The 21,990-nt window shown below is 61.3% G+C and carries 23 protein-coding genes; 14 read left to right on the top strand and 9 right to left on the bottom strand.

Features of this window, described 5'->3' with window-relative positions:
- Nucleotides 1-130: 130 nt before the first annotated feature.
- Nucleotides 131-526 carry a hypothetical protein gene (locus C4N04_RS06725; RefSeq protein ID WP_077993663.1) on the bottom strand — a complete coding sequence of 132 codons (396 nt, stop codon included), beginning with the start codon at nt 524-526 and terminating at the stop codon, nt 131-133.
- Nucleotides 527-735: 209 nt separating this feature from the next.
- Between C4N04_RS06725 and C4N04_RS06720 the strand changes: the two genes are divergently transcribed.
- From C4N04_RS06720 to C4N04_RS06700, 5 genes are all read left to right on the top strand, one after another.
- Nucleotides 736-924 carry a hypothetical protein gene (locus tag C4N04_RS06720; protein WP_039619729.1) on the top strand — a complete coding sequence of 63 codons (189 nt, stop codon included), beginning with the start codon at nt 736-738 and terminating at the stop codon, nt 922-924.
- 138 nt (nt 925-1,062) lie between these two features.
- Complete coding sequence (locus C4N04_RS06715; RefSeq protein WP_077993665.1) at nt 1,063-1,569, top strand: helix-turn-helix domain-containing protein; 507 nt, start codon at nt 1,063-1,065, stop codon at nt 1,567-1,569.
- Nucleotides 1,570-1,582: 13 nt separating this feature from the next.
- Entirely contained in the window at nt 1,583-2,848 is a 1,266-nt protein-coding gene (fabF, locus tag C4N04_RS06710) for a beta-ketoacyl-ACP synthase II (RefSeq protein ID WP_077993667.1), read from the top strand.
- 80 nt (nt 2,849-2,928) lie between these two features.
- On the top strand, nt 2,929-3,357 hold the full coding sequence (locus C4N04_RS06705; RefSeq protein WP_039619726.1) for a DUF4864 domain-containing protein: 429 nt from the start codon (nt 2,929-2,931) through the stop codon (nt 3,355-3,357).
- A 94-nt stretch (nt 3,358-3,451) separates the two neighbouring features.
- Nucleotides 3,452-4,525 carry an acyltransferase gene (locus C4N04_RS06700; RefSeq protein ID WP_077993671.1) on the top strand — a complete coding sequence of 358 codons (1,074 nt, stop codon included), beginning with the start codon at nt 3,452-3,454 and terminating at the stop codon, nt 4,523-4,525.
- Nucleotides 4,526-4,538: 13 nt separating this feature from the next.
- Here the strand turns inward: C4N04_RS06700 and tgt are convergent, their stop codons facing one another.
- From tgt to coaD, 5 genes are all read right to left on the bottom strand, one after another.
- On the bottom strand, nt 4,539-5,669 hold the full coding sequence (gene tgt / locus C4N04_RS06695) for a tRNA guanosine(34) transglycosylase Tgt (RefSeq protein ID WP_077993673.1): 1,131 nt from the start codon (nt 5,667-5,669) through the stop codon (nt 4,539-4,541).
- Entirely contained in the window at nt 5,666-6,751 is a 1,086-nt protein-coding gene (queA, locus tag C4N04_RS06690; RefSeq protein ID WP_077993675.1) for a tRNA preQ1(34) S-adenosylmethionine ribosyltransferase-isomerase QueA, read from the bottom strand. The genes tgt and queA overlap by 4 nt, the downstream gene beginning before the upstream one ends.
- A gap of 69 nt (nt 6,752-6,820) precedes the next feature.
- Nucleotides 6,821-7,330, bottom strand: a complete 510-nt coding sequence (locus C4N04_RS06685; RefSeq protein ID WP_106795641.1) for a peptidylprolyl isomerase — start codon at nt 7,328-7,330, stop codon at nt 6,821-6,823.
- Between the two features lie 28 nt (nt 7,331-7,358).
- Nucleotides 7,359-7,931, bottom strand: a complete 573-nt coding sequence (locus tag C4N04_RS06680; RefSeq protein WP_106795640.1) for a peptidylprolyl isomerase — start codon at nt 7,929-7,931, stop codon at nt 7,359-7,361.
- Between the two features lie 56 nt (nt 7,932-7,987).
- On the bottom strand, nt 7,988-8,482 hold the full coding sequence (coaD, locus tag C4N04_RS06675) for a pantetheine-phosphate adenylyltransferase (protein ID WP_077993679.1): 495 nt from the start codon (nt 8,480-8,482) through the stop codon (nt 7,988-7,990).
- A 90-nt stretch (nt 8,483-8,572) separates the two neighbouring features.
- Between coaD and C4N04_RS32580 the strand changes: the two genes are divergently transcribed.
- The 3 genes from C4N04_RS32580 to C4N04_RS32470 all read left to right on the top strand — a co-directional run bounded on the left by C4N04_RS32580 (nt 8,573) and on the right by C4N04_RS32470 (nt 9,321).
- Nucleotides 8,573-8,863 carry a hypothetical protein gene (locus C4N04_RS32580; RefSeq protein WP_106795639.1) on the top strand — a complete coding sequence of 97 codons (291 nt, stop codon included), beginning with the start codon at nt 8,573-8,575 and terminating at the stop codon, nt 8,861-8,863.
- 131 nt (nt 8,864-8,994) lie between these two features.
- Complete coding sequence (locus tag C4N04_RS31795) at nt 8,995-9,150, top strand: hypothetical protein (protein ID WP_003539654.1); 156 nt, start codon at nt 8,995-8,997, stop codon at nt 9,148-9,150.
- 36 nt (nt 9,151-9,186) lie between these two features.
- Nucleotides 9,187-9,321 carry a hypothetical protein gene (locus C4N04_RS32470; protein ID WP_010056528.1) on the top strand — a complete coding sequence of 45 codons (135 nt, stop codon included), beginning with the start codon at nt 9,187-9,189 and terminating at the stop codon, nt 9,319-9,321.
- A gap of 149 nt (nt 9,322-9,470) precedes the next feature.
- Here the strand turns inward: C4N04_RS32470 and gyrA are convergent, their stop codons facing one another.
- Nucleotides 9,471-12,293 carry a DNA gyrase subunit A gene (gene gyrA, locus C4N04_RS06665; protein WP_077993681.1) on the bottom strand — a complete coding sequence of 941 codons (2,823 nt, stop codon included), beginning with the start codon at nt 12,291-12,293 and terminating at the stop codon, nt 9,471-9,473.
- Nucleotides 12,294-12,530: 237 nt separating this feature from the next.
- On the opposite strand from gyrA, the gene C4N04_RS06660 reads away from it, so the two are divergent.
- The gene (locus C4N04_RS06660; protein WP_038688903.1) at nt 12,531-13,178 is read left to right on the top strand and encodes a MarC family protein; all 648 of its coding nucleotides are present in this window, start codon (nt 12,531-12,533) and stop codon (nt 13,176-13,178) included.
- An 85-nt stretch (nt 13,179-13,263) separates the two neighbouring features.
- On the opposite strand, the gene C4N04_RS06655 is transcribed toward C4N04_RS06660, so the two are convergent.
- Nucleotides 13,264-13,776, bottom strand: coding sequence for a single-stranded DNA-binding protein (locus C4N04_RS06655; RefSeq protein WP_086156221.1), 513 nt, complete (start codon nt 13,774-13,776; stop codon nt 13,264-13,266).
- Nucleotides 13,777-14,059: 283 nt separating this feature from the next.
- Between C4N04_RS06655 and uvrA the strand changes: the two genes are divergently transcribed.
- Genes uvrA through C4N04_RS06640 form a run of 3 tightly spaced genes read left to right on the top strand, consistent with a single transcriptional unit; the run spans nt 14,060 to nt 18,270 of the window.
- Nucleotides 14,060-16,981 (top strand): excinuclease ABC subunit UvrA, encoded by a 2,922-nt coding sequence (gene uvrA / locus C4N04_RS06650; protein ID WP_038688898.1) that lies wholly within the window; start codon nt 14,060-14,062, stop codon nt 16,979-16,981.
- The gene (locus C4N04_RS06645) at nt 16,978-17,439 is read left to right on the top strand and encodes a GNAT family N-acetyltransferase (RefSeq protein WP_106795638.1); all 462 of its coding nucleotides are present in this window, start codon (nt 16,978-16,980) and stop codon (nt 17,437-17,439) included. Before uvrA ends, C4N04_RS06645 begins: the two co-directional genes overlap by 4 nt.
- 24 nt (nt 17,440-17,463) lie before the next feature.
- The gene (locus C4N04_RS06640) at nt 17,464-18,270 is read left to right on the top strand and encodes a DUF72 domain-containing protein (protein ID WP_106795637.1); all 807 of its coding nucleotides are present in this window, start codon (nt 17,464-17,466) and stop codon (nt 18,268-18,270) included.
- A 6-nt stretch (nt 18,271-18,276) separates the two neighbouring features.
- Here C4N04_RS06640 and C4N04_RS06635 read toward each other — a convergent pair whose 3' ends face one another.
- Nucleotides 18,277-19,749, bottom strand: a complete 1,473-nt coding sequence (locus C4N04_RS06635) for an NAD(P)H-hydrate dehydratase (protein WP_077993690.1) — start codon at nt 19,747-19,749, stop codon at nt 18,277-18,279.
- Nucleotides 19,750-20,092: 343 nt separating this feature from the next.
- Here C4N04_RS06635 and C4N04_RS06630 point away from each other — a divergent pair, with 343 nt between their 5' ends.
- Nucleotides 20,093-20,431, top strand: coding sequence for a P-II family nitrogen regulator (locus C4N04_RS06630; protein ID WP_003539626.1), 339 nt, complete (start codon nt 20,093-20,095; stop codon nt 20,429-20,431).
- A gap of 78 nt (nt 20,432-20,509) precedes the next feature.
- Entirely contained in the window at nt 20,510-21,919 is a 1,410-nt protein-coding gene (gene glnA / locus C4N04_RS06625) for a type I glutamate--ammonia ligase (protein ID WP_038688890.1), read from the top strand.
- Nucleotides 21,920-21,990: the final 71 nt, after the last annotated feature.

The following is a 21,990-nucleotide window of genomic DNA, read 5'->3' as shown; positions in this document are numbered from 1 at the left end:
CCTCTCTAGAAGGCTCGCATGTCAATCAGACATCCGCGGATTTCAGCTGTTTTTCAGTTTTGACATCAATCCGTCATACGGGCGCTGATCGCCCCCGCGAAGGGGCGGTCAGCGGCAAGCTCCGCGGAGATCAGTGCCGAGGCGCAGTGGCGGGAATAGACGACACGGTTGCCGAAACGGGGTCGCTTGCCGGAAAGCTATCTTCGAGGCCTTCGTTCAGCTCCTCTTCCAGCGTTTCGCTGTCATGGGTCGAACGTGCGCTCGGCTGGCCTTTCAAACCCTTGCTGCCTTCGTCGAAGTTGCCGTTGCTCAAGGCGTCGTAACGGTTGATGCTGCCGTCAGCGCCGCGGCCGGGAAATGCAGTCAGCTGAACCATCATCACCTTGGCGTGGTCCAGCGCCGTCGAGCTGTCGAGTTCGCCATGGGAATTATCGATTTTGACGGAAACCGATTCTCCTCCCTCGCCCAGGAATTCGACGATGAAGAAGTCGCCGGACTGTGTCACGCGTGTATCGATCAACTGCATGGAAACCTCCTGTGTTCATGCCAGATCAACGGCGAGCAACATCAGGAGTTCCAGCGACAATACCATTTCAATCGGGGTGAATGCCGCGCCGAGGTTGCAGCGGCTTACCCTCGGCCGGAATTTATGGTTAATTTATTAATAATTCAGCTTCTATAGTTGGAACCATGCGGCCTTTCCGAGTGTTGATGCTGCGCCGTGGAGGAACCCCGATGATCCTGAAAATCCTTGCGCCGAAGACCGACGCCGACTGCCATGATACCGGCACCTATCCCGACGGGATCTTTGCCGAAAACCGTATCGACCTTTCCTCGCGCCGCGACGACCGCCGCCGGTCGCCGCATGAGCGCGATTACGGCGCCGACAGGAAACCGGAAAACCTGCCGCTCGGTTTCGCCTGACATTCCTTCGGGATAAGTGGGGCGCCCCGCGGTTTGCCGCAGAACTGGCATGCGTCACTGGCACCCTGCCCGCCCGTTTTCTTTTGCGCGATAGATGTAACTTGCATGATGATAGTCACTGCTGTAGTGACTATCATCATGCAACGAACCAGCTTCAGTGAGTCCAAATGCCCGGCGGCGCGCGCGCTCGACAGCGTCGGCGACTGGTGGAGCATTCTGATAGTGCGTGATGCCTTCCAGGGTCTGTCCCGCTTCGATGAATTCCAGAAAAGCCTTGGCGTGGCGCCGAACATCCTGACGCGGCGGCTCAAACACCTGACGGATCAGGGGCTGTTCGAACGACGGCTCTACCAGCAGCGCCCTGCCCGTTACGAATATCAGCTGACGGCGAAGGGCCGCGATTTCTTTCCGGTGCTGATGGCGCTGTTTTCCTGGGGAAGCCGCCACATTCCGGAAGAGGATCTCGCCTTTTTCCTCAGCGATGCGGCCTCGGGCAGAGCGCGCGAGACCGTGTTGGTCGATGCGCAGACCGGCGAACAAGTGACACCCGAAAACACCGGCCTGCTTGCAGGCCCTGCAGCCGATGACGAGGTGCGCGCGCGGATCGCCCGCATGCGCGCCTGGTATCTCGGCATCGACGCATAGAAAGGATAATAAAATGGATCGCATCGTTGTCACCGGCATGGGACTTGCCTCGCCACTCGGAACCGGCGTCGAGCCCGCCTGGAAACGCCTTGTCGGCGGAGCCTCGGGTCTGAGGACACTGCCCGAGGATGTCGTCGGCGAACTCGCGGCCAAGGTCGGCGGTATCGTTCCCGGTATCACCGAGGATGTTGAGGCGGGCTTCGACCCCGACCGCTACATTACACCCAAGGACCAGAAAAAGATGGACCGCTTCATCCAGTTCGCCATGGCGGCAACGGAGGAAGCGGTGAAGCAGGCCGGCTGGATGCCGACCGACGAAGGTGAGCGCGAACGCACTGCAACGATCATTGCCTCCGGCGTCGGCGGCTTTCCGGCCATTGCTGAAGCGGTGCGGATCGGTGAGGCACGCGGCGTGCGGCGGCTGTCGCCCTTCACCATCCCCTCCTTCCTCGTCAACCTCGCCGCCGGCCAGGTCAGCATCCGCTACGGCTTCAAGGGGCCGCTCGGCGCGCCGGTGACGGCCTGCGCTGCCAGCGTCCAGGCGATCGGCGATGCGGCACGGCTGATCCGCTCCGGCGAGGCGGATGTGGCGATCTGCGGCGGCGCCGAGGCCTGCATCGACAAGGTGAGCCTTGGCGGCTTCGCCGCTGCGCGCGCCCTTTCCACAGGCTTCAACGAGACGCCGGAGCTGGCCTCGCGCCCCTTCGACACGGCACGCGACGGTTTCGTCATGGGCGAAGGCGCCGGCATCCTGGTGATCGAGACGCTGGAGCATGCGCTCGCCCGCGGCGCCACACCGCTTGCCGAACTGGTCGGCTACGGCACGGCGGCGGATGCCTACCACATGACCGCAGGTCCCGAAGACGGCGACGGCGCGCGCCGGGCCATGGAGGCCGCGCTCAGGCAGGCGAATATCCCTGCTTCCGAGGTCAAGCACCTGAATGCGCACGCCACTTCGACGCCGGTCGGTGACAAAGGCGAGATCGCTGCGATCGGCACCGTCTTCGGCCGCGATGGCGCCATTGCCGTCAGCGCGACGAAATCGGCGACCGGCCATCTGCTCGGGGCCGCCGGCGGGCTGGAGGCAATCTTCACCATCCTGGCGCTGCGCGACCAGATCGCGCCGCCGACCCGCAACCTCGATGAAGCCGATCCTGATGCCGACGGCATCGATATCGTCGGCAAGACAGCGCGACCCGTGGCGATGGACTATGCCATCACCAACGGTTTCGGCTTCGGCGGGGTCAATGCCAGTGCTCTCTTCCGGCGCTGGTCGTAAAGTCCACTTTTCTTACGCTGGAAATGGCCTACACTCTGCTCTGTCGGGGATTATTCTCCGATAGAGCCGGAGATCACCCAATGCGCGCCTTCTTCGCAGTTGTCATTCTGTGTGCCGCGTCCCTCCTCTCCATCGTCTCGGCCCACGCCGAAGATCCGATCGACACAACGCGAACGATGATCGAGGCGCAGATCAAAGCCTTCCTCAAGGACGATGCCGAAACCGCCTATTCCTTCGCCGCTCCCGCTATCAAGGCGATGTATCCCGACAAGAACCTGTTCTTCGCCATGGTCAAGAAGAGCTACGAGCCGGTCTACCACCCCGGCAACTACGCCTTCGGCCGCAGCCGCTCGATCGACAACGGCGCGCTGATCTACCACGAGGTGCTGATATCGGGCCGCGACGGCAAGGATTGGACAGCGATCTACCAGATCACCCGCCAGCCGGACGGCAGCTACGGGATCAACGGCGTGCAGATCATGCCGGATGCGGACAGCAAGGGGATCTGACGGGCTAAGGAAAGCTCGCCGTAACACAGACTGGTTGCACTAATAATTTTGAAACCCTGCCGTTGCAAGATAACGCCAGCGGGGGACTGTCGTATTGAATACTGGCAAGCAATTTTTCACGGCGCTTGAAGCCTTGCGAGGAATCGCGGCCATCATGGTCATGTTCCTGCATACCGGAGGCACGCTTGGCCCGATCCCGGCGAACATCGGTTACCTTGCCGTCGACCTCTTCTTTCTTCTCAGCGGCGTCGTTCTGGCAAATTCCTACGAGAAGCAGTTGATCGCAGGACAGATCTCACCCGTCAAATTTCTGCTCCAGCGTATTATCCGGCTTTACCCTCTCTATCTGCTTTCGCTCCCGATTGGCCTTGTTAACTATGCGGTTCACTTCGGTCTGGACTACGGCGCTCTGGCAGGCCTTCTGGTGAGGGCGATCCTGCTCGTCCCAAACCTGAATGCGGCAGGCGCGTTTCCATTAAACGAGCCCAGTTGGTCCCTTTTCTTCGAGTTCTGGGCCGGACTGCTGTTCTCCGTTCTGCTGATGCGGCTGTCATTCCAAAGCTTGCTGGCGGTGGCTCTGGGGTCTGCCTGCATCACAACGTATGGGGCATCGATCGGAGGCAATTTCGATATTGGCCACCAGGCGGGCTATTTAGGATTTGGCTTTTCGCGCGTGCTTTTCTCGTTCTCGCTCGGAATTTGCCTCTACAGGCTATTTGACGTCCGCAAACCGAATACTGCCGAGAACGGCAATCTTATCGGCCTTCTTGTCTGTGGTTGCTTACTCACGATCACGAACATACCAGCCGCCCTATTCTTCGGCTTCCCGTATTTCGATCTTCTAATATGCCTTACGGTTTTCCCGACCATTGTCTGGATTGCGATGCGCACGACGCAGACCGGCTCAATTGACCTGACATTCCGGTGGCTGGGGAGGCTGTCCTATCCGATTTATATCCTGCATGGGCCCATCTTCAGCCTGCTGCAGTCGTTGCGGCAAAAGGGCTTCAACCTTCCCGCCTCTCCGGGAGCCGGCATCATCGTGGTTATCGCAGTTTTCATTGCTGCCGGCATCTTCGCCGTTCGCTTCGACGAGCCCGTGCGCAAAAAGCTCAAAATCATGGTTTTGCCGAAGCCGACGTCTATCGCCCCGCAATCAGCAACCTAGGCTGAGGCCGCGATCAGACAGGTTCGAGGTCGCCCCTCGCCCATTCCTCCTGCGTTTCCGCCATGAAATCGGCAAAGCGGCCTTCGGCAATTGCCTTGCGAATGCCCTGCATCAGTTCCTGGTAATAGGCGAGGTTGTGCCAGGAGAGCAGCATGCCGCCGAGCGCTTCGTTGGCGCGGACGAGATGGTGCAGATAGGCGCGTGAATAATCGCGCGAGGCCGGGCAGTTCGACTGTTCGTCGAGCGGACGCATATCCTCGGCATGACGGGCATTGCGGATATTGACCTTGCCGCGGCGGGTAAAGGCGAGGCCATGGCGGCCGGAGCGGGTCGGCATCACGCAATCGAACATGTCGATGCCGCGGGCGACCGATTTCAGGATATCGTCAGGCGTGCCGACGCCCATGAGGTAGCGCGGCTTTTCCACCGGAAGCACGGGCAGCGTCGTTTCCAGCATCCGCAGCATGACGTCCTGCGGCTCGCCGACGGCAAGACCGCCGACGGCATAGCCCTTGAGATCGAGCTGGCTCAGCGCCTCGGCCGAGCGGACGCGCAGCGCCGGGATGTCGCCGCCCTGGACGATGCCGAACATCGCCTTTCCGGGCTGCTCGCCGAAGGCGACCCTGCAGCGCTCGGCCCAGCGCAGCGACATCTCCATGGCGCGCTCGATCTCCTTCGGCTCGGCCGGCAGCGCCACGCATTCGTCGAGCTGCATCTGAATATCGGAGCCGAGCAACCCCTGAATTTCGATGGAGCGCTCCGGCGACATGTGATGCAGGCTGCCGTCGACATGCGATTTGAAGGTGACGCCCTGTTCGTCGAGCTTACGCAGGCCGGAGAGCGACATGACCTGGAAGCCGCCGGAATCGGTCAGGATCGGATGTTCCCAACGAATGAGCTTGTGCAGACCACCCAGACGGGCGACGCGTTCGGCGGTCGGGCGCAACATCAGGTGATAAGTATTGCCGAGGATGATGTCGGCGCCGGTCTCGCGCACCTGGTCGAGATACATGGCCTTGACGGTACCGACCGTTCCAACAGGCATGAAGGCCGGCGTGCGGATTTCGCCGCGCGGCATGGAGATTTCGCCGAGACGCGCGCCGGCATCGGTCTTATTCAGGGTGAATTGGAAGTTCTCGGTCATTGGTCTTTCCGGAAAAGTAGGCTCGCGTCGCCGTAGGAGTAGAAGCGGTAGCCTGTCGAAATGGCATGTTCATAGGCCGCGTGCATGGTTTCGAAGCCTGAGAAGGCGGAGACCAGCATGAACAGCGTCGAGCGCGGCAGGTGGAAATTGGTCATCAGCATGTCGACCGCTTTAAAACGGTAGCCGGGTGTAATGAAGATACCGGTGGCGCCGGCCCACGGCTTGATCTCTCCGCTTTCCCCGGCCGCGCTTTCGATCAGCCGCAGCGAGGTCGTGCCGACGCAGACGATACGCCCGCCCCTTGCCTTGACGGCATTCAGCCGGGCCGCGATTTCACCGCTGACATAACCGCTTTCGAGATGCATCTTGTGATCGTCGGTATCGTCGGCCTTGACCGGTAGGAAGGTGCCGGCCCCGACATGCAGCGTGACGAAATGGCGCTCGATGCCGGCCTTGTCCAAGGCCGCAAACAGATCCGGCGTAAAATGCAGGCCGGCGGTAGGGGCGGCGACGGCGCCCTCCTCGCGAGCATAGATCGTCTGGTAATCGGCGCGGTCGCGCTCGTCCTCGGGACGTTTGGCGGCGATATAGGGCGGCAGCGGAATATGGCCGACGGCGGCGATCGCCTCGTCGAGGGCCGGGCCTGTGAGATCGAAGGCGAGCGTCACTTCGCCGGCCTCGCCCTTTTCCTCGACGGTGGCATCGAGCGAGCCGAGGAAGCAGCTTTCACCGGAATGGCCGAAGGCGATGCGGTCGCCCTCCTTGATGCGTTTGCCGGGCTTGGCAAAGGCCTTCCAACGGCTGGGGCCGAGGCGCATATGCAGCGTTGCCGACACCTGCTGGCCGCCGGCGCCGTCGCGGTGGCGGATGCCCTCGAGCTGCGCTGGAATGACCTTGGTATCGTTGAAGACGAGCGCGTCACCGGCACGCAGAAACGACGGCAGATCGTAAACGTGATGATCAGACAGCGCGCTTTCCGCATGGGGATCGACGACCAGTAAGCGCGCGCTGTCGCGCGGTTCGGCGGGCCGCAACGCGATGCGTTCATCGGGCAGATCGAAATCGAAAAGGTCTACGCGCATAAGAGCACTTTCAAAGCGAAACCCGCCCCCGCGCTTTCGCGCAAGGGCGGGTTCCAGCAGAAATCACAATCAGACGTCGGCGGCAACCCGCATCGAGACGATCGAATCCGGATCGGAAACCGGTTCGCCGCGCTTGATCTTGTCGACATTGTCCATGCCTTCGATCACCTGTCCCCAGACGGAATACTGCTTGTTCAGCCACGGAGCGTCGGTGAAGCAGATGAAGAACTGCGAGTTGGCCGAGTTCGGGTTCTGCGAACGGGCCATCGAGCAGGTGCCGCGCACATGCGGCGTGGCGGAGAATTCAGCCTTCAGGTCCGGCTTGGACGAGCCGCCCATGCCGGCCCGGCCGGGATTGAATGTTTCAGAACCCTTCTTGCCATATTCGACATCGCCCGTCTGGGCCATGAAATCCTGAATGACGCGGTGGAACACGACGCCGTCATAGGCCTTCTCGCGGGCGAGTTCCTTGACGCGGGCGACGTGTTCCGGGGCGACCTGCGGCAGCAGCTGAATGACAACCCTGCCCTTGGTGGTTTCCAGAATGATGGTGTTCTCGGGATCCTTGATCTCGGCCATTGTCTACTCCTCTTGTTTGTCTCGTAACTTACTTCTTGGCCAGCGTGACCTTGATCATCCGGTCGGGATTGCTGACTTCGCCGTTCTGGCCTTCGCCGCGTTTGATCTTGTCGACGTTTTCCATGCCGGAAACGACCTTGCCGACGACGGTATACTGGCCGTTCAGGAAGGAACCGTCGGCGAACATGATGAAGAACTGCGAATTGGCGGAATTCGGATCCTGCGAACGGGCCATGCCGACCGTGCCGCGCACGAACGGGGTCTTGGAGAACTCAGCCGGGATATCGGGCATGTCGGAGGAGCCGGTGCCGGCAAGGCTGGCATCGAAGCCCTTTTCCATGTTGCCGTATTTGACGTCGCCGGTCTGGGCCATGAAGCCGTCGATGACGCGGTGGAAGGCGACATTGTCGTATTCGCCCTTCTTGGCCAGCGCCTCGATCTGGGCGACGTGCTTCGGCGCCACCCCGGGCATCAACTGGATGACGACAGGGCCGCTCTTCAGCTGGATGGTGAGATAATGATCGGCCGCCTGGGCGAAGGCATCCCCGGCGAAGGAGGCCAAATAGAGCACGCCGGCAAATGCGAGATAAAAGAGTTTCATATGGGCTCCGTTGCGGCGGGTTCCGCCTGGTCTGCGTTTGCTAGACTTTTTACTTGCTAGTTCGGGCGCTTGGATGTGAGGGCTTGCAAGACGGCGGCCGGCACGAAAGCGCTGACATCGCCGCCCATGGCGGCGATCTGGCGGACCAATGTGGCGGTAATGGGCCGCGACGCCGTGCCCGCCGGCAAAAAGATGGTCTGGATGTCGGGCGCCATCGCCCTGTTCATGCCGGCCATCTGCATTTCGTAGTCGAGGTCGGTGCCGTCGCGAAGGCCGCGGATCAAAAGCGTTGCGCCATGGGCACGGGCGGCATCGACGACCAGATTGTCGAAGGCGACGACGGTGATGCCGCCGGTCTTGCCGGGCAGCGCTTGCGCCAGGGAAAGGCGGATCAGCTCGGCTCGTTCGTCGAACGAAAAGAGCGGCGCCTTGCCGGGGTGGATGCCGATCGCGACGATCACCTTTTCGGCGACGTTCAGGGCCTGAACCAGAACATCCACATGTCCGTTGGTGATCGGGTCGAAGGACCCAGGATAAAAAGCTGTCGTCATCTGGCTCGGCCGTTGGTTTGACGCCTTTTGTCACGGATGCCGGTTTGCCGCAAGTGATTTGCCCCGCCGCTTCCTGCGGCTGAACAGCGAATGAACATGCCATTCAAGGCTGTTTCAGACAGGACCTGCTTAACTCGGATCATCAAGGCAGCCGATGCCATTCCGGCATCCGGCGTTCCCCGAAGGACCATATCCATGCTGATCGTGCTCGTTGCGCTTGCCGTCTTTTTCTCTCTCGCTGCCGAAATGGCCTATGGCTTTTTCGCCGATCGCTACCAAGTGAGCTGGGTGCGGCCGGAGGTTGCCGAACATGCCGCGATCGTGCGCGCCCAAGGCCGGCTGCGCGAACAAAACCGGGCCTCGAATCTGAACGCCAGATGAACGACACATTCAAGGAGGCTTCAGATCGGCATTGGTAAACACCGCCTCAACATCCGGCGGAACCAATTTAAAACGGATGCGTTCATTCAACCGACACATAGATGCGATTATCGCGGCAGGAAGGACTAAAGATGCCCGGCAAGATTACGATGATTAACGTGCTCTGGATGGTAATGGTCACGGGCATGCTCACCGCAACTGTCGCTCTATATGATCAGAAGGTAGATACGTCCAAGGTTTATGGTCCCTATGCTTCGGCCCGCACGGCCGTACTTGGCCAGTACTGAGGGGCGAGAACGCAACTCCCCAGGAAAGGAATGCCTATGTTCACGATCTTGACAGTGCTCACCGCCCTCATCAGCGTCATGTTCATCGTGTCTGTGGCCTCGACGATTTCAGCGCTCCGGCGCGAAGGCGAAGAGGTGAAAGCGCTGAACGAAAAGCATAGCGCATTCTGATATTCCTCTCTTCCCCACCCAAGAGCGGCACCCTTCCGCCGCCTCGGGCCCTACAAAGCCGGATGCACCCAGCATCCGGCTTTTTTCTTGGGACAAACCAGGCTAAGCCCGAACAGAAAAGGGCGGCCCGAAGCCGCCCTTTCTCTTGATCATTCCTCGGTGGTCCCGGCGGGATCGCCATCGGCAACCGGCGTCTCGCCGGTTGAACCTTCCTCAGCAACAGGAGCACCTTCGGCGGTCTCGACGGCTTCCTCCGTCTCGTCCTCTTCCGGCTCGCTGATGCGCTCGACGGAAACGACCTTCTCATCCTTAGCCGTCGAGAAGATGGTGACGCCCTTGGTGGCGCGGCTGGCGATGCGGATGCCGCCGACCGGCACCCGGATCAGCTGGCCGCCATCCGAAACCAGCATGATCTGATCGCCGTCATCGACCGGGAAGGCGGCGACCAGTTCGCCGATTTCGCCGGTCTTCGACGTGTCGGTGGCGCGGATGCCCTTGCCGCCGCGGCCGGAGATGCGGAAATCGTAGGACGACGAACGCTTGCCGAAGCCCTTCACAGAGACCGTGAGCACGAACTGCTCGCGTGCCTTCAGCTCTTCATAACGCTCGTCCGAGAGCTGTCCCTCTTCGGTGACTTCCTCGCCGACGAGAGCGATATCCTCTTCATCGACGCCCGTCGCGCGACGTTCGGCGGCAGAGCGTTTCAGATAGGCTGCGCGCTCCCACGGCTCGGCATCAACATGGCCGACGATGGTCATCGAGATGATGCGATCGCCTTCACCGAGATTGATGCCGCGCACGCCGATCGAGTTGCGGCCGGCGAAGACGCGAACGTCGTCGACGGAGAAGCGGATGCACTGGCCGAGCGCGGTCGTCAGCAGAACGTCGTCATGTTCCGTGCAAGTCTCGACGGAGAGGATCTCATCGCCCTCCTCCTCGAGCTTCATGGCGATCTTGCCGTTGCGGTTGACCTGAACGAAGTCCGACAGCTTGTTGCGGCGAACCGTGCCGCGCGTCGTCGAGAACATGACGTCGAGATTGTCCCAGCTCGCCTCGTCCTCGGGCAAGGGCAGGATGGTGGTGATGCGCTCGCCGGGGGCGAGCGGCAGCATGTTGATCAGCGCCTTGCCGCGCGAGGTCGGCGTGCCGATCGGCAGGCGCCAGACCTTCTCCTTGTAGACGATGCCGCGCGAGGAGAAGAACAGAACCGGCGTATGGGTATTGACTACGAATAGCCGGCTAACGAAATCTTCGTCGCGGGTGGTCATGCCGGAGCGACCCTTGCCGCCACGGCGCTGGGCGCGGTAGGTGGTCAGCGGTACGCGCTTGATATAACCAAGATGCGAGACGGTGACGACCATGTCCTCGCGGGCGATCAGATCCTCATCGTCCATTTCGAGACCGCCATCGACGATCTCGGTGCGGCGCGGTGTGCCGAACTCGTCGCGCACAGCGGTGAGCTCATCCTTGACGATGGTCTGGATGCGGACACGCGAGGAAAGAATATCGAGATAATCCCGGATTTCCTCGCCGATCTTGTTGAGTTCATCGCCGATTTCGTCACGGCCGAGGGCCGTGAGGCGGGCAAGACGCAGTTCGAGGATGGCGCGGGCCTGTTCTTCCGACAGGTTGTACGTCATGTCCTCGTTGATGCGGTGGCGCGGATCGTCGATCAGACGGATCAGGCTTTCGACATCTTCTGCCGGCCAGCGGCGGGTCATCAGCTCTTCACGGGCCGACTGGGGGTCCGGCGCCTGGCGGATGACGCGGATGACTTCGTCGATGTTGGCCACCGCAATGGCAAGGCCGACCAACACATGGGCGCGCTCGCGCGCCTTGCGCAGGAGGAATTTCGTTCTCCGGCTAACGACTTCTTCGCGGAAGGTGACGAAGGCTCGCAGCATATCGAGCAGCGTCAGCTGTTCCGGCTTACCGCCGTTCAGCGCCACCATGTTGCAGCCGAAGGAGGTCTGCAGCGGCGTATAGCGGTAGAGCTGGTTAAGGATGACCTCGGCATTGGCGTCGCGCTTCAGCTCGATGACGACGCGATAGCCCTGGCGGTCGGATTCATCGCGCAGGTCGGAGATGCCCTCGATGCGCTTTTCGCGCACCAGTTCAGCCATCTTTTCGATCATCGTCGCCTTGTTCACCTGATAGGGGATTTCGGTGATGATGATCTGCTCACGGTCGCCGCGCATCGGTTCGATCGTCGCGACACCGCGCATGATGACGGAACCGCGGCCGGTCTCGTAAGCCGAGCGGATGCCGGCGCGACCGAGGATCTTTGCGCCTGTCGGAAAATCCGGGCCGGGAATGATCTGCATCAGTTCCGGCAGCTCGATCGCCGGATCGTTGATCAGCGCGATACAGCCGTCGATCACTTCCGACAGGTTATGCGGCGGAATGTTGGTCGCCATGCCGACGGCGATGCCGCCGGCGCCGTTGACGAGCAGGTTCGGGAACTTGGCGGGAACCACCACCGGCTCGGAGAGCGTGCCGTCATAGTTGTCGCGGAAGTCGACGGTTTCCTTGTCGAGATCATCGAGCAGCGAATGGGCGGCCTTTTCCAGGCGGCATTCGGTGTAACGTTCGGCCGCCGGCGGATCGCCGTCGACGGAGCCGAAATTGCCCTGACCATCGATCAGCGGCAGCCGCAGCGACCAAGGCTGCGCCATGCGGGCGAGCGCATCGTAGATCGCGGCATTGCCGTGCGGATGGTATTTACCCATCACGTCGCCGGTGACGCGGGCGCATTTGACGTATTTCTTGTTCCAGTCGATGCCGAGCTCGGACATGCCGTAAAGGATGCGCCGGTGCACGGGCTTCAGGCCGTCGCGCACGTCGGGCAGCGCGCGGCTGACGATGACGCTCATCGCGTAATCGAGATACGACCGCTGCATTTCCTCCATGATGGAGATGGGCTCGATGCCTGGCGGGAGCTTCCCGCCGCCGGGGGGTGTTTGCTCAGTCAAAACAGATCACGATCTCTTCTAGAATCACTTGAAGATTTATAGCGGAAAGCCTGTTGCCGCGCCAATTTCCGAGCGCGTTTTGAACAGGCTTTTGCGGCCGAAAAAGGGTAAAGCACGGGACTTGTGCGGCCGGACCGGACAAATCCGCAGCGGCCGCCCGCGGCATATTTGCCAAATCCAAATCCCCGCTTCACAATCGTAGAAAATCACGCACCCATATGGGCTTTCGGAGAGACGATGGCAAGCGCCGACCAGTTGATCAACGCCTTCACGACGCTTCTCGTCACCATCGATCCGCCCGGGCTCGCCCCGATCTTCCTGGGACTGACGACCGGCATGAGTCGGAGCCAGCGAACCCAGGTAGCGCTACGCGGCTCAACGATCGCCTTCATCATCCTCGCCGTCTTCGCCCTGTTCGGCTCAAGCGTTCTCGGCGTGCTCGGTATTTCGATCGGCGCCTTCCGCATCGCCGGCGGGCTGCTGCTCTTCTGGATCGCCTTCGAAATGGTGTTCGAGCGGCGCCAGGAGCGGAAGGAGAAAGCCAGCGAGGCAGCTGTCACCAAGGACCATATCGAGAATATCGCCGTCTTCCCCCTCGCCTTGCCGCTGATCGCCGGCCCGGGTGCGATCTCGGCGACAATCCTATTGGCCGGCACGCTGCCGACCTCGGTGGAAAAGGCCCAGCTGATCGCCGTCATCGCCGCCAACCTACTGCTGACACTGCTCATGCTGCTGATTGCCGACAGGCTCGACCGTTTCCTCGGCGTCACCGGGCGGGCGATCCTGACACGGCTCCTCGGCGTCATCCTTGCCGCCCTTGCAGTACAGTTCGTCGTCGACGGCGCGAAGGCAGCGCTTAATCTGATCAGCGCGACGCCGCACTGAACAGCGCGAGAGCAAACAAAAAGAGCATGACGCCGTCAAAGGCATCATGCTCTCGGATCTTCTTCAAGCCGGGATAGGCGGCCGATCAGAACGGGATGTCGTCGTCGAGATCGCGCGAGAAGTTGCCGCCACCACCGCGGTTCGACGATGGGGACGAAGCCGGGGCGCCGTAATCGTCGCCGTAATCATTATTGCTGCTGCCGCCGCGGCTGCCGCCGAAACCGGAGCTCGCACCACCACCGTCGCCGCGGCCGTCGAGCATGGTCAGCGTCGAGCTGAAGCCCTGCAGCACCACTTCCGTCGAATAACGGTCCTGGCCCTGCTGGTCCTGCCATTTGCGGGTCTGCAGCTGGCCTTCGATATAAAGCTTGGCGCCCTTCTTCACATATTGCTCGACCACCTTGCAGAGGCCTTCGTTGAAGACGACGACAGTATGCCATTCGGTCTTTTCGCGGCGTTCGCCGGAATTGCGATCACGCCAGGTCTCCGAGGTCGCGATACGAAGATTGGCGATCGGCCGGCCGTCCTGAGTGCGGCGGATTTCGGGGTCTGCACCCACGTTTCCAACCAGAATTACCTTGTTCACGCTACCAGCCATCTTCTCACCCTGCCTGCCGCCCTGCCCGGCGGCGTTTCAATCGATCGGCGCACCTTAAACCATCACGGACCGCCGATGCGCATGGGCGGCATTTAATCCACATGTTTATCCATCAGAAAGCCGCATGCATTCATCAGGAAATTTGTTCTTTATTTGTTCTAGTTTATCCGTATCATCCTGTCAACAGAATCGAAAACCTTGAACCTTCCCGGATATTCAGCCTCGACTCGCCCGCCGGCATCACTAAATAAGGGCTGTTATCCAGAAAACCAAAGCAGAGACGATGAGCGAACTGAAGACGATCTCCATCCGCGGCGCGCGCGAGCACAATCTGAAGAGCATCGATCTCGATCTGCCGCGCAACAAGCTGATCGTCATGACCGGTCTTTCTGGCTCGGGCAAATCCTCGCTCGCCTTCGACACGATCTATGCCGAGGGCCAGCGGCGCTATGTCGAAAGCCTGTCGGCCTATGCCCGGCAGTTCCTCGAAATGATGCAGAAGCCCGATGTCGACCAGATCGACGGGCTGTCGCCGGCCATTTCGATCGAGCAGAAGACCACCTCGCGAAACCCGCGCTCGACCGTCGGCACCGTCACCGAGATCTACGACTATATGCGCCTGCTCTTTGCCCGCGTCGGCGTTCCCTATTCGCCGGCGACCGGCCTGCCGATCGAGAGCCAGACCGTCAGCCAGATGGTCGACCGCATCCTCGCTTTCGGCGAAGGCACCCGTCTTTATATTCTCGCGCCGCTGGTGCGCGGGCGCAAGGGCGAATACAAGAAGGAACTGGCGGAGCTGATGAAGAAGGGCTTCCAGCGCGTCAAGGTGGACGGCCAGTTCTACGAAATCGCCGAGGCGCCTGTTCTCGACAAGAAATACAAGCACGACATCGACGTGGTGGTCGACCGCATCGTCGTGCGCTCCGATGTTTCGGCGCGGCTGGCCGACAGCCTGGAGACGTGCCTGAAGCTCGCCGACGGGCTGGCGGTCGCCGAATTCGCCGACAAGCCGCTGCCGCCGGAAGAGACCTCGGCTGGCGGATCGGCCAACAAGTCGCTGAACGAGACGCATGAGCGCGTGCTGTTTTCCGAAAAATTCGCCTGCCCGGTCTCCGGCTTCACCATTCCGGAAATCGAACCTCGGCTCTTTTCGTTCAACAATCCCTTCGGCGCCTGCCCGACCTGCGACGGCCTCGGCGCTCAGCAGAAGATCGACCCCGATCTGATCGTACCCGAGCCGGAGCGGACGCTGCGCGACGGGGCGATCGCGCCCTGGGCGAAGTCGACGTCGCCTTATTATAATCAGACGCTGGAAGCGCTCGGAAAACATTACGGCTTCAAGCTCGGCACCCGCTGGAACGATCTTTCCGCAGAGGCCAAGGACGTCATCCTCAACGGCACCGACGACAAGATCGAGTTCCACTACGCCGACGGCGCGCGCTCCTATACCACCCACAAGAATTTCGAAGGCATCATCACCAATCTCGAGCGCCGCTGGAAAGAAACCGATTCCGCCTGGGCGCGCGAGGATATCGAGCGCTTCATGTCGGCAGCCCCCTGCCCGGCCTGCAACGGCTATCGCCTGAAACCCGAAGCGCTGGCTGTGAAGATCAACAGGCTGCATATCGGCGAAGTCACTGAGATGTCGATCCGTGTCGCGCGCGACTGGTTCGAGACGCTGCCAGCCAGCTTCAACGCCAAGCAGAACGAGATCGCCGTGCGCATCCTCAAGGAGATCCGCGACCGGCTGCGCTTTTTGAACGATGTCGGTCTGGAATATCTCAGCCTGTCGCGCAATTCCGGCACGCTGTCGGGCGGCGAGAGCCAGCGCATCCGGCTTGCCTCGCAGATCGGCTCGGGGCTGACGGGCGTGCTCTACGTGCTCGATGAGCCGTCGATCGGCCTGCATCAGCGCGACAATGCCCGGCTGCTCGACACGCTGAAGCACCTGCGCGATATCGGCAACACGGTCATCGTCGTCGAGCATGACGAGGATGCGATCCTGACGGCCGACGACGTCGTCGACATCGGCCCGGCGGCCGGTATCCATGGCGGTCAGGTCATCGCCCATGGCACGCCGCAGGATATCATGGATAATCCGAAGTCGCTGACTGGCAAATATCTCTCTGGCGAACTCGGCGTGCCGGTTCCCGACCAGCGCCGCAAGCCGAAGAAGGGTCGCGAGATCAAGGTCGTCGGCGCGCGCGGCAACAATCTGAAGAATGTCACGGCCTCGATCCCGCTCGGCGTCTTTACGGCGGTGACCGGCGTTTCCGGCGGCGGCAAGTCCACCTTCCTGATCGAGACGCTGTATAAATCGGCGGCGCGCCGCGTCATGGGTGCGCGCGAAATCCCTGCCGACCACGACCGGATCGACGGTTTCGAGCATATCGACAAAGTGATCGACATCGACCAGTCGCCGATCGGCCGCACGCCGCGCTCGAACCCGGCGACCTATACCGGCGCCTTCACGCCGATCCGCGACTGGTTCGCCGGCTTGCCGGAAGCCAAGGCGCGCGGTTATCAGCCGGGCCGCTTCTCCTTCAACGTCAAGGGCGGACGCTGCGAGGCCTGCCAGGGCGACGGCGTCATCAAGATCGAAATGCACTTCCTGCCCGACGTCTACGTCACCTGCGATGTCTGCCATGGCAAGCGCTATAACAGAGAGACGCTCGACGTCACCTTCAAGCAGAGGTCTATCGCAGACGTGCTCGACATGACGGTGGAGGAAGGCGTCGATTTCTTCGCGGCGGTGCCCGCCGTACGCGACAAGCTGCAATCGCTGAAGGATGTCGGCCTCGGTTACATCAAGGTCGGCCAGCAGGCCAACACGCTTTCCGGCGGCGAGGCGCAGCGCGTCAAGCTCGCCAAGGAACTGTCGAAGCGCTCGACCGGACGCACGCTTTATATTCTCGACGAACCGACGACCGGCCTGCATTTCCACGACGTCGCCAAACTGCTCGAAATGCTGCACGAACTGGTCAACCAGGGCAATTCAGTTGTAGTGATCGAGCACAATCTCGAAGTCATCAAGACGGCCGACTGGGTGCTCGATTTCGGTCCCGAGGGCGGCGATGGCGGCGGCGAGATCGTCGCAGCCGGCACGCCCGAGGCAATCGTCAAGGAGAAGCATTCCTATACCGGACAGTTCCTCAAGGAATTGCTGGAGCGGCGCCCGGCGAAGAGGGCGGCGGCGGCGGAATGACGATGAGGCTGGCGTCGCGCGACGATCTCCAAACGATCACGACGCTGACGGCAGCCGCCTATCTGCCCCATACCGAACTTTTCGGCGTTCCACCGGTGCCAGCGACAGAAGATTACGTGCCGCGCATCGAACGCGGCGAGGTCTGGCTGCGCGAGATCGGCGATGAAACGGTCGGCCTCGTCTTCGTCGAGCAGCATCCCGACCACCTCATGCTGTTCAGCATCGGGGTCTCGCCGGCCTTTCAGGGCGCCGGGCACGGGCTTGCGATGCTGCGCTGGCTGAAAGGCAAGGCGCGGGAATGGGCCACGCCGCAGATCCGGCTCTATACGAATGCGCGGATGGAGCGGAACGTCGCGCTCTATCGCGCCTTCGGATTTCAGGAAACGGGTCGCCGGCAAAATCCTTATCGGCCAGGATGGACGCTCGTGGACATGGCGAAAGAGATTGTTGCGGCCTGAGCGGCTGCCAAAGGGGAGGACGACATGACGAAATCCGGCACTATCCGCACTGGCATCGGCGGCTGGACCTTCGAGCCCTGGCGCGGGCATTTCTTTCCCGATGATCTCAAACAGAAGGACGAGCTGCATTATGCCAGCCGCCAGCTGAAGGTCATCGAGGTCAATGGCACCTATTACAGCACTCAGAAGCCGGCGGTCTTTGCGAAATGGGCGGCCGATGTGCCCGACGGCTTCATCTTTTCGCTGAAGGCGACGCGGTTCGTCACCAATCGGCGGGTGCTCGCTGAGGCTGGGGAATCGATGGAGCGCTTTCTGACATCCGGGATCAGTGAACTCGGCGACCATCTCGGGCCGCTGCTCTGGCAGTTCGCGCCGACGAAGAAGTTCGATCCGGAAGACTTCGAAGCCTTCCTGAAGCTGCTGCCGGCAAAACAGGACGGGCTGGCGCTTCGCCACGTTGTCGAGGTCCGGCACGATTCCTTCAAGGTGCCGGAATTCGTCGCCCTGCTTGCCAAATACGGCGTGGCGCCGGTTTGCGCCGAACATTTCGAATATCCGATGATTGCCGACGTCACGGCCGTTTTCATCTATGCCAGGCTGCAGAAGGGATCGGACGATATTGCGACCTGCTATCCCGACAAGGACCTGAAGGCCTGGGCGGACCGGCTCGAGACCTGGGCGGAAGGCAAGGTTCCTGACGACCTACCGCTGATCGATAAAGACCGCAAGATCAAGGTCGAGCCGCGCGACGTCTTCGCCTTCATGATCCATGAGGGCAAGGTGAACGCACCGCATGGGGCGATCGCCCTGCAGAAATTGCTGACGAAATAAATCGAGTTACAACGGCAGTACCGCCGTTGCGAGATCTTCCGCTGTCAGACCTTTGCCGGCGCGGCGGCCTGCCTCTCCATGCAGCCAGACGCCGGCGGCTGCCGCCTCGAAGGCCGGCAGGCCCTGCGCAAGCAGTCCTCCGATGATGCCGGCGAGCACATCGCCTGAACCGGCGGTCGCAAGCCAGGCCGGCGCATTGGTATTGATCAGCGCGCGGCCGTCCGGTGAGGCGATGACGGTGTCGGCGCCCTTATAGACGATCGCGGCATTGGCGCGGCGGGCGGCGGCGAGCGCCTTGTCGACCTTGCCCAGCGCATCGTCGCCGCCGATCTCAGGAAATAGCCGCGAAAATTCGCCCTCGTGCGGCGTCAGCACCAGGCGCGGCTCGCCTTGGAACAGATCGAAGAGCTGTTGCGGATCGTCCTTGAACGAGGAGATGCCGTCGGCGTCGAGAACCAGCCGGCGATCGGCAAGGGCAGTGACATAGGCGCGCGCCCTGGCGCCGATGCCGAAACCGGGGCCGAGGACGAAAGTCTGCAGCCGGGAGTCGGACAGCCAGTCTTCGAGTTCGGCCTCGCCGTCGATCGCATGCAGCATGACGGCTGTGAGATGGGCGGCATTGGCGGCCATTGCCGCATGGGGCGCTGCGATGGTCACCAGGCCGGCGCCAGCCCTCAGGCCGGAGGCCGCCGACATGCGCGCGGCACCCGTCTTGTCGGCGTCGCCCGAAAAGACGACCAGATGGCCGCGCTTGTATTTGTGGGTCTCCAGCTGCTCGGGCGGCAGCGCGGCCTTCCAGGCATCCGGCTTGTTCTCGGCAATCAGACCGCCTGCCTCGGCCCTGATGATGCGGGCGGGAATGCCGATATCGAAGACCGCCAGCTCGCCGCAAAGCTCCCTGCCCGGCATCAAGAGATGGCCGGGCTTGCGTGTCATGAAAGTGATGGTGTTGCGAGCGCCGAAGGCTGCGCCCAGCACCTTACCCGTGCGGCCGTCGAGGCCGGAGGGCAGGTCGATGGCAAGCACGGGGATGTCGGCCTCGGCGACCTGCTCGACCACCGTGCGGACAGCGGCCGGCACCGCGCGTGCGAGCCCCGCGCCGAACAGGCCGTCGACGACGACATCGCCGCTTTCGGGCCGGTAGAGCTCGAGCCCCTGACCCTGAAGCGCACAGCCGGCCCGAGCGCGGGCGGCGTAGCCTTTCAGCCCGGAGGGATCGCCGAGATGGAAAAGCGCCACTGTCGCTCCGCCTTCCTGCAGATGCCTTGCCGCGACATAGGCGTCGCCGCCATTGTTGCCCGGGCCGCAGAGCACGACGAAACGCAGAGCAGCCGGGTAAAGCCTCAGCGCGGCAGCGGCGACCGCAGCCCCCGCTCGTTCCATCAGACCGAAGGAGTCGATGCCCGACGCGGCGGCAGCCGCATCGACGGCTGCCATTTCGGCTGGCGTAAGGAGAAGGTCGGAGAGATGTTTGCTCATCAGCCTATTCAATTCAAAAAACGCTCAAAAAACAACCGCATGAACCGTCCAGCGGAAGCCCTTATTTTATGCATTTGCCTATCTTTTCACCGAATCGAGATCTGCTTTGGCAACCACCGGAAAATGTGACTTTCGCGGTTTTCGATCTGATTTTGGGCGGGAGGCCATGTTTTTTCACTTTTCCATCACCAAAACCATATCGAATGCCCCGCAAACGCGCCGGTTTTGACAGAATCGGCGTATTTTTTCGAAAAGACGGATTTCAAACTGGCACGATATCTGCATCATATTCGGCGAGCGGGAAACATCCTGCCATAACGGGAGAAGCGGAGAGCATTTTCTCATGAAAAAGATCGAAGCGATCATTAAGCCTTTCAAGCTGGACGAAGTGAAGGAAGCCCTTCAGGAAGTCGGCCTCCAGGGTATCACAGTCACGGAAGCCAAGGGCTTCGGTCGTCAGAAGGGCCACACGGAACTCTACCGCGGTGCCGAATATGTCGTCGATTTCCTGCCGAAGGTGAAAGTCGAGGTCGTGCTGGCCGACGAAAACGCGGAGGCCGTCATCGACGCGATCCGCAAGGCGGCGCAAACCGGCCGCATCGGCGACGGAAAGATCTTCGTCTCCAATGTCGAAGAGGTTATCCGCATCCGCACCGGCGAGACCGGCATCGATGCCATCTGACCACTTTGCCTACCGCGCAAAGTCCGATACCGTCACCGCGCCCACCTATTGTCATTGCAAATTGGAGGAAGGTATTTAATGGCGACCGCAAGCGAAATTCTGAAGCAGATCCAGGAAAACGACGTGAAGTTCGTCGATCTGCGTTTCACCGATCCGAAGGGCAAGTTGCAGCACGTGACGATGGACGTTGCCGTCGTCGACGAAGACATGTTCGCCGACGGCGTGATGTTCGACGGCTCCTCGATCGGTGGCTGGAAGGCCATCAACGAGTCCGACATGGTGCTGATGCCCGATACCGAAACGGTGCATATGGACCCATTCTTCGCCCAGTCGACCATGGTCATCGTCTGCGACATCCTCGATCCGGTCTCCGGCGAGGCGTATAATCGCGATCCGCGCGGCACCGCCAAGAAGGCCGAAGCCTATCTCAAGGCCTCCGGCATCGGCGACACAATCTTCGTCGGCCCGGAAGCCGAATTCTTCGTTTTCGACGACGTCAAGTACAAGGCCGATCCCTACAATACCGGCTTCAAGCTGGATTCGACCGAACTGCCGTCGAACGACGACACCGATTACGAAACCGGCAACCTTGGCCATCGTCCCCGCGTCAAGGGCGGCTATTTCCCGGTTCCGCCGGTCGACAGCGCCCAGGATATGCGTTCGGAAATGCTTACGGTTCTCTCCGAAATGGGCGTCGTCGTCGAAAAGCATCACCATGAAGTGGCAGCCGCCCAGCACGAACTCGGCATCAAGTTCGACACGCTGGTGCGCAACGCCGACAAGATGCAGATCTACAAATACGTCGTGCACCAGGTGGCAAACGCCTACGGCAAAACGGCGACCTTCATGCCGAAGCCGATCTTCGGCGACAATGGTTCGGGCATGCACGTGCACCAGTCGATCTGGAAGGGCGGCAAGCCGACCTTTGCCGGCGACGAATATGCCGGTCTCTCGGAGAGCTGCCTCTATTATATAGGCGGCATCATCAAGCATGCCAAGGCGATCAACGCCTTCACCAACCCGTCGACCAACTCCTACAAGCGTCTGGTGCCGGGTTATGAAGCGCCGGTACTGCTCGCCTATTCGGCCCGCAACCGCTCGGCCTCCTGCCGTATTCCGTTCGGCTCTAATCCCAAGGCCAAGCGTGTCGAAGTCCGCTTCCCGGATCCGACCGCCAACCCCTACCTCGCCTTCGCCGCCATGCTGATGGCCGGCCTCGACGGTATCAAGAACAAGATCCATCCCGGCAAGGCCATGGACAAGGATCTTTACGACCTGCCGCCGAAGGAATTGAAGAAGATCCCGACCGTCTGCGGCTCGTTGCGCGAAGCGCTCGAAAGCCTCGACAAGGACCGCAAGTTCCTGACGGCCGGCGGTGTCTTCGACGACGATCAGATCGATGCCTTCATCGAGCTGAAGATGGCAGAGGTGATGCGTTTCGAAATGACGCCGCACCCGGTCGAATACGACATGTATTACTCAGCCTGATCGGCTGCAATATTGAAAGTCCCGGTTCGCCGGGGCTTTCACCTTCCCAGGTCATGAACGGCAGAAGGAGG

The sequence above is a fragment of the Rhizobium sp. H4 genome, from assembly GCF_003013335.1.
Lineage (GTDB): Bacteria > Pseudomonadota > Alphaproteobacteria > Rhizobiales > Rhizobiaceae > Rhizobium > Rhizobium sophoriradicis.
Note: the sequence above shows the minus strand (reverse complement) of the source record. Positions and strands in the feature narration are given on the sequence as shown.

Excerpts from the sequence above, each read along its gene's own strand:
- C4N04_RS06725 (WP_077993663.1), bottom strand. The coding sequence starts at position 526 with ATGCAGTTGATCGATACACGCGTGACACAGTCCGGCGACTTCTTCATC.
- C4N04_RS06720 (WP_039619729.1), top strand. The coding sequence starts at position 736 with ATGATCCTGAAAATCCTTGCGCCGAAGACCGACGCCGACTGCCATGAT.
- C4N04_RS06715 (WP_077993665.1), top strand. The coding sequence starts at position 1,063 with ATGCAACGAACCAGCTTCAGTGAGTCCAAATGCCCGGCGGCGCGCGCG.
- fabF (WP_077993667.1), top strand. The coding sequence starts at position 1,583 with ATGGATCGCATCGTTGTCACCGGCATGGGACTTGCCTCGCCACTCGGA.
- C4N04_RS06705 (WP_039619726.1), top strand. The coding sequence starts at position 2,929 with ATGCGCGCCTTCTTCGCAGTTGTCATTCTGTGTGCCGCGTCCCTCCTC.
- tgt (WP_077993673.1), bottom strand. The coding sequence starts at position 5,669 with ATGACCGAGAACTTCCAATTCACCCTGAATAAGACCGATGCCGGCGCG.
- queA (WP_077993675.1), bottom strand. The coding sequence starts at position 6,751 with ATGCGCGTAGACCTTTTCGATTTCGATCTGCCCGATGAACGCATCGCG.
- C4N04_RS06685 (WP_106795641.1), bottom strand. The coding sequence starts at position 7,330 with ATGGCCGAGATCAAGGATCCCGAGAACACCATCATTCTGGAAACCACC.
- C4N04_RS06680 (WP_106795640.1), bottom strand. The coding sequence starts at position 7,931 with ATGAAACTCTTTTATCTCGCATTTGCCGGCGTGCTCTATTTGGCCTCC.
- coaD (WP_077993679.1), bottom strand. The coding sequence starts at position 8,482 with ATGACGACAGCTTTTTATCCTGGGTCCTTCGACCCGATCACCAACGGA.
- C4N04_RS32580 (WP_106795639.1), top strand. The coding sequence starts at position 8,573 with ATGAACATGCCATTCAAGGCTGTTTCAGACAGGACCTGCTTAACTCGG.
- C4N04_RS31795 (WP_003539654.1), top strand. The coding sequence starts at position 8,995 with ATGCCCGGCAAGATTACGATGATTAACGTGCTCTGGATGGTAATGGTC.
- C4N04_RS32470 (WP_010056528.1), top strand. The coding sequence starts at position 9,187 with ATGTTCACGATCTTGACAGTGCTCACCGCCCTCATCAGCGTCATGTTC.
- C4N04_RS06660 (WP_038688903.1), top strand. The coding sequence starts at position 12,531 with ATGGCAAGCGCCGACCAGTTGATCAACGCCTTCACGACGCTTCTCGTC.
- C4N04_RS06655 (WP_086156221.1), bottom strand. The coding sequence starts at position 13,776 with ATGGCTGGTAGCGTGAACAAGGTAATTCTGGTTGGAAACGTGGGTGCA.
- uvrA (WP_038688898.1), top strand. The coding sequence starts at position 14,060 with ATGAGCGAACTGAAGACGATCTCCATCCGCGGCGCGCGCGAGCACAAT.
- C4N04_RS06645 (WP_106795638.1), top strand. The coding sequence starts at position 16,978 with ATGACGATGAGGCTGGCGTCGCGCGACGATCTCCAAACGATCACGACG.
- C4N04_RS06640 (WP_106795637.1), top strand. The coding sequence starts at position 17,464 with ATGACGAAATCCGGCACTATCCGCACTGGCATCGGCGGCTGGACCTTC.
- C4N04_RS06635 (WP_077993690.1), bottom strand. The coding sequence starts at position 19,749 with ATGAGCAAACATCTCTCCGACCTTCTCCTTACGCCAGCCGAAATGGCA.
- C4N04_RS06630 (WP_003539626.1), top strand. The coding sequence starts at position 20,093 with ATGAAAAAGATCGAAGCGATCATTAAGCCTTTCAAGCTGGACGAAGTG.
- glnA (WP_038688890.1), top strand. The coding sequence starts at position 20,510 with ATGGCGACCGCAAGCGAAATTCTGAAGCAGATCCAGGAAAACGACGTG.